Origin of the sequence: Streptococcus hyointestinalis (assembly GCF_041225505.1) — a bacterium.
Taxonomy (GTDB): domain Bacteria; phylum Bacillota; class Bacilli; order Lactobacillales; family Streptococcaceae; genus Streptococcus; species Streptococcus hyointestinalis_B.
Genome location: NZ_JBCLSK010000074.1, coordinates 1 through 2,604, shown reverse-complemented (window position 1 = coordinate 2,604; position 2,604 = coordinate 1). Strand labels below are relative to the sequence as shown.

Below are 2,604 nucleotides of genomic sequence, written 5' to 3'. Positions count from 1 at the left end.
AACCTCCTGTTTGTTTGAACACTTACAGTATAGTCCTTTTGGGCTTTTTATTGTATTTTAAAATCAACTAGCACCACGGGTATAGTTCCCAAATATTATATTTAACAAATGTGTAACTAAAAAACCAAGACTACGAAAGTCCTGGTTTGCCTATCTCTTCTTTAGAGAATATTGCTAAATTTCTCAACAATATCTTTTGGCCAAACGCTTGATTGCACTTCACCAATGTGTTTTTTACGGAGTAAGAACATCGCCAAACGAGATTGACCGATACCACCACCGATAGTTAGTGGGAAGAACCCTCTAAGGAGTGTACGGTGCCATTCTAGCTCTAGTCTGTCCTCATCACCTGTTATAGCTACTTGACGACGAAGTGCGTCCTCATCAACACGGATTCCCATTGAAGAAATCTCAAAAGCAGCTCCTAAGGCATCATTCCATACAAGAATATCACCGTTCAAGCCTTTATAACCGTTCTCAGATTCACTGGTCCAGTCATCGTAGTCCGGTGCACGACCGTCATGAGGTTTGCCATCAGCAAGTTCACCACCGATACCAATCAAGAAGACAGCTCCGTACTCTTTACAAATAGCATTTTCACGCTCTTTAGGAGTAAGTTCAGGATAGCGCTCGACAAGCTCCTCAGTGTGGATAAAAGTGATTTGTTTTGGCAATACAGACTCAATATCAAAGCGGGCTTCCACAGCCAACTCTGTCAAACGAATAGCCTTGTAAATCTTTTCAACCGTTTCTTTCAAGTAAGTAATATCACGTCTACCATCAGGAATAACCTTTTCCCAATCCCATTGATCGACATAGACAGAGTGCGTTTGGTCAAGAGAATCCTCATCTGGACGAAGCGCCTTCATATGCACAAAGAGCCCTTCTCCCTCATTAAAACCAAAACGAGCCAAGGTATGGCGTTTCCACTTCGCTAGTGAATGCACTACTTCAAATTCAGCATCTGGGATTTGTAAAACCTTGACAGATACTGGATGTTCAACACCTGAAAGATTATCTTGCATACCATCCCCGACTTGGCTGAGAATTGGTCCTTGAACTTCGACCAACTCAAGCTTATCAATCAAATACTGCGTGAACGTATTTTTGACAAAAGAAATCTCCTGTTGTTGATGAATGAAACTTTTTTTCATGCTTTCTGCTCCTTTTCTATCAAGATTCTTAAAGTATTACTAAAATAAGATAAAGCTATTATACATCTATTTGCATAAAATGAAAAGCTATTTTTGGAATTTTTTTGAAAATGACGCAAAAACTAGCGAATATTCTCTAACATCCTAGTTGTCACTACTTAAGAAAAGCTTTGAAAACAGCTGCCAAGTCCTTTGTCATATGCCGAATGCTGCGCACACTCTTGACACCTTTACTTTGTAAAAAAGCTAAACTATACTCATCATCAGGAAATTGTTTTACCAATTTCAAAGTCAGACAAGAAAGATGATTATCTATCTCTTTTCTAGCAACAACACAGCAAAGATAGCGCAATGACTTTATAGGAGCAGTCATATAAATCCCAACAATATCACCAACATCAAGCTTGTTTTTTACAGTCCAGTCAATTTGATCCGTTTTTGAAAAATCAGAATCAATGTCATACACTTTAGGATTAGCGGGAATAAGCCAAAATCTATCGCCTCTAGAACCCTCCCCGTGCCTAGGCATCGCCAATTGGCGACTAACATCCAGAAGCTCAAAAAGCACATCATCTTCTAAACTATCATCCAAAACAATGGAAACCCAACTTTTCTTAGACATATGATAAGCGGGATAAACCCCATTTATATTGAGGAGGTGCGACATCTGATTAATAAGAACCTTGATATTGACAACCTCGACTAGTTTGTCTCCTCCCTCTTCATCTAATTTGCTAAACGCTAAAGGCAAGATCAAGGCATACCATTTTCTACCAACACGAAACGAAATGTAATCTGGATATTTCTCAAAAGGGTGATCAAATACATCACCATAAGTAGAACTTAAGTGATCTGCAACACGATTTGCCTGTGCGCTCATAAATAACTCATCCACAAAGCAAGTATCCGCAATCTTTTGTAAAATACCTTGATAAGCTTGACGTACCTGCCCGGTAAATGTCGTATTCTCACTAGCCACACGCAAAGGAAGATAGTTTTCACCTAATTCTAAGTCCACCACCCGCCCACTAACATGTCCACTCCTATCTACTATAACCTGAGCCTCAAACATGTCATCCATAAAGCGTTCGCTATAAATAAAGTCTCCTTCATCCATTTTCACAAACCCTTTATCCACAAGTTTATCAAAGCAAACCTTCTTTTTTGCAAAAACTATATCTTCTATCATTTACTTGTCCTACTTTACTCTCTCCATAATAACATAAAATCATCAATACACAAAAAACGAAGCCAATGTGACTTCGTTTTTCCTCTTTTCCTCTATATAGTCCGTACGGGATTCGAACCCGTGTTACCGCCGTGAAAAGGCGGTGTCTTAACCCCTTGACCAACGGACCATAATAACATCGAACGCAAGGTGATGTTCTACCACTGAACTACGTTCGCAAATGCCGGCTACATGACTTGAACACGCGACCCTCTGATTACA

Annotated in this window: 2 protein-coding genes and 1 tRNA gene; all 3 read right to left on the bottom strand. The window is 39.6% G+C overall.

The window, feature by feature from the left end; all coding sequences use genetic code 11:
- Positions 1-161 precede the first annotated feature (161 nt).
- Positions 162-1,154, bottom strand: coding sequence for an aspartate--ammonia ligase (gene asnA / locus AALA56_RS09875; RefSeq protein WP_369909868.1), 993 nt, complete (start codon positions 1,152-1,154; stop codon positions 162-164).
- Positions 1,155-1,308: 154 nt separating this feature from the next.
- Positions 1,309-2,343 (bottom strand): MmcQ/YjbR family DNA-binding protein, encoded by a 1,035-nt coding sequence (locus AALA56_RS09870; RefSeq protein WP_369909867.1) that lies wholly within the window; start codon positions 2,341-2,343, stop codon positions 1,309-1,311.
- Between the two features lie 97 nt (positions 2,344-2,440).
- Positions 2,441-2,512: transfer RNA gene (locus tag AALA56_RS09865), tRNA-Glu, on the bottom strand.
- Between the last annotated feature and the right edge of the window lie 92 nt (positions 2,513-2,604).